Raw genomic sequence first — 3210 nt, forward strand, 5'->3', positions numbered from 1 at the left:
CTATCCGGTGAATATGGCAGGTCTCCGGTATGGATACTGAAGAGCAGGATACCAAAAAAGAGCATAAATATCCCGAGGATGAGCAGGATGACAACCTCGAGTGAGAGATCAGATTCATTTCTGATCGGTATGTCCATGTCTAGATCACCCAGTCACTCAGAAATACGCTCTGGCTAATTTCTTCGCTTCTTCGGAGAGGTACCCGTAAATTGACCCTGCAACTACCGGAAGCCAGGCCAGCACCTCTTTTTGGGATCTCCCGGTACGTGCAGCGTACTTCTCAAGATAGATCTCTTCATACTTCATCTGGGCCAGAGCATAGTCGAGATAACTCCGGCATGCATCAGCAGCAGGATCTCCGCAGGCAACCTCGGCCCAGTCAATGATGTAGTATTTTGTACCGTCAAAGAGGATATTTCCCCCGTGGAAATCTCCATGGCAGAGTGCATCGCCATCAGGTAACGTTGAGAGCATGGAAAGAAGCCGTTCCTTTTCTTCCGGGGAGAGACCCGGGCTTCCGATAATATTTCCTTTTAAAACCATTCTGAGCGGGCGGAAATCATTCAGGACAGACTGATGCATAGAAGCCTGGAGTTCAACGGCCATCCCGATGCACTCATCAACCTTCTCAGGTTTTTCCAACCCAATATCAAGAAGAGAGGCTCCTTTGATATGATCCATGAGGATAACGGGCCTGTCCTGGAAGGTCTCGACCCCATAGATTCTGGGTGCGGGAATATTCAGAGATTCTACCACCGCCATGGTAAAAGCCTCCTGGAACGCTTGTCTGCGAAACTGACTGTCACGGAAGACTTTCGCAGCGATTCCGTTCCGGGCGTATATCACTGCACTCATTCCGGCGCCGATCTGTTCTCCGTATTGTTTTTGAAATTTTGTGTCGTCCCCGATTTCTGTGAACATTGAGTTTTTCTGATCGGTATCAGCCATAATAATTCCTCATCAAAATGTCCGGACACTTCTTCCGTAAGATATAATGCCTTTCTTTATGCTTAACTGATTCGATTAATCCGATCTTATCCCAAAGCCGGAAGGTGTAGGAGAGTATGTGCCAGGAGGAGGAAGAGGAGCCCGAGGAGAAAAAGGATTACCGGGACTGCTATCCCAGGGATAAGACCTGTGCTTACTACGTTAATACCGAAGAATATCGTTACCAGGTGGAGGAGTGCCACATTTACCCGCATTTTTTTGGGGGAATGATCTGCGTTACAGGGGTCCCTGTATCGGGAGAGATAGGGCAGCGTAAGTCTGATCAATCCTGTACTTCCTGCAATTATGTTCCAAATTCCAAGGGGAAGGAGTATCCATCCGGTTATGAGTCCTGGAATGATGCATGAGTAGATACCGAGGGACACCACGGCTAGACCGATGAGCATCAGGGGAAGTGACCGTTCATACACGCCGAGAGGCGTTTTTCCAAGTGCCAGAACCTGGAATGCCATAATAACCATGAGAAGCCCGAACTGGCTGTCACGGGAGAACGGAAAGATACCAAGACCAACCGGAATAAGGAGGAGTGAAAAGAGGATGAATATCACACCCAGCAGGATGATGACCGCGATCTGGGTGGGTAGTGTTGCATCCCGGAGCAGGAAGAAACCGTCATTGTCCTCCGGGGTTCCGGATGTTCCCAACGTGGATCCGGGAGTTTTCCGGGGGTATCTCCGGGTGATCCGGGTGAGGGTCCATGCAAGGTAGAAGAGCGAGATTCCAAATGCGGTACAGAGAACTGCGGTAACATATCCAGGTATGATGCCAGGAATGAGCGAGACGATGCCAAACAGGATCTCCATCAGGTATACAAGACCGCAGGCGACGGCGAGATGCCGGAGGATGCCTGGTGAGCGTACCCATGCTCCGGCTCTGACACCTATCAGATGGAGGATGAGTGCGATTCCTCCGGCAGTCATGAGGATACCGACCAGTATTCTGACACCATCTCCGATGAGTCCGGGAATAAAGCATGCGATTGTCCCAATGGCAGCGATGCCGATCCCAAGTAGTATCAGGCTCCAGGAACGGCGGTATGTCCCGAATGGAGATTTTCCAAGCGTTATGATCTGCAGGGAGATGAGTACCAGTACCAGGCCGTACGCCCCGTCCGGGTTATAGGGGAGGGTTCCGGCCTGGATCACAAACCCGAGCAGACCGAAGAGGGACATGAATAATCCAAATATGAGGATGATTACGGTCTCCAGAGTAAGATCAGAGATTTTGAGTGCCTGGCGGTTATCTGGTCTCATGTAAACTCCCGGTCTGGCAATGGATCTGGTTTTAGTATCTGATTCTCAACACTGAAGATAATAGTGTATAATGAAACAGTTCAGTGGCTGTATCAAAAATCAGGATCGAGAGGAGCGTTAACAACCCCATTTTTAGGGATTCGAGTAGTATACTCATTTAAACGGGATTACCAAAACGGGTGATTTTAATTATCCCCGAGCATATCTCATTCTTCTTTCAATGCTAATAACTGCTCTACCATGAAGACGTTATCCACAGCAGGAACTGATATCGGGAGTGTGAGTTTCTATATGATCCGGATTAGGATCTGTTCCAGGGTTTTTCCTTTGTGACCTGATTGACCGCAAGGTTTTTCTGTGTTTTTCCAACTCGTGTGGGTATAACCACCTGAAGATGGAGGTTAACTACTGCTTATACTCCTGCTGCGGCTACTCATATGTAACCGTGATTCAGGTTCATGTATTCTCGATTCTAATTTATCGAGATTTTCAATGAAGATAATGGATATACCATAACTTCAGGAAGGCATTCCAGTAATTTTCTGATTTTTCAAAAAAAGGGAGAAATTTTGAAAATGGAATAATTAAGGTGTTTATAACGGCAGAATAGTAATATTGATATATAATATCAGAGATTGAGGTGAGAAATGTTATTCTACTCAGATCTCGTAATCCGGTTAAACCGATTTATGGGGCTTAATAATTCATACTTCGTGAGATAAGATACAACTCATTAGGTGTATATTCATCCGGTGATTTGAGGATTGTTTAAATACAATTTCATCTAAAAATAAGTTGTTAGAAAATTGACAACATGTTTGAGGGATGTAAACAAATATGAAAATAACAGTAGCACTTGGAATTTGTCTCCTGTTTAGTGCCATTTTTATATGTGGAACCGGAGTGGCAGATCAAATACCTTGGAATCAAGTACCTTCAATTGAACCAG

2 protein-coding genes are annotated in these 3210 nt (G+C 46.3%); both read right to left on the reverse strand.

Going from position 1 to position 3210, the window contains the following annotated elements:
- Nucleotides 1–156: 156 nt before the first annotated feature.
- Entirely contained in the window at nucleotides 157–948 is a 792-nt protein-coding gene (locus LUQ50_RS13770) for a phosphotransferase (RefSeq protein WP_300040634.1), read from the reverse strand.
- Between the two features lie 86 nt (nucleotides 949–1034).
- Entirely contained in the window at nucleotides 1035–2261 is a 1227-nt protein-coding gene (locus LUQ50_RS13775; RefSeq protein WP_300040636.1) for a hypothetical protein, read from the reverse strand.
- Nucleotides 2262–3210 lie beyond the last annotated feature (949 nt).

The sequence above is a fragment of the Methanospirillum sp. genome (assembly GCF_028679455.1).
In the GTDB taxonomy this organism is placed as follows: domain Archaea; phylum Halobacteriota; class Methanomicrobia; order Methanomicrobiales; family Methanospirillaceae; genus Methanospirillum.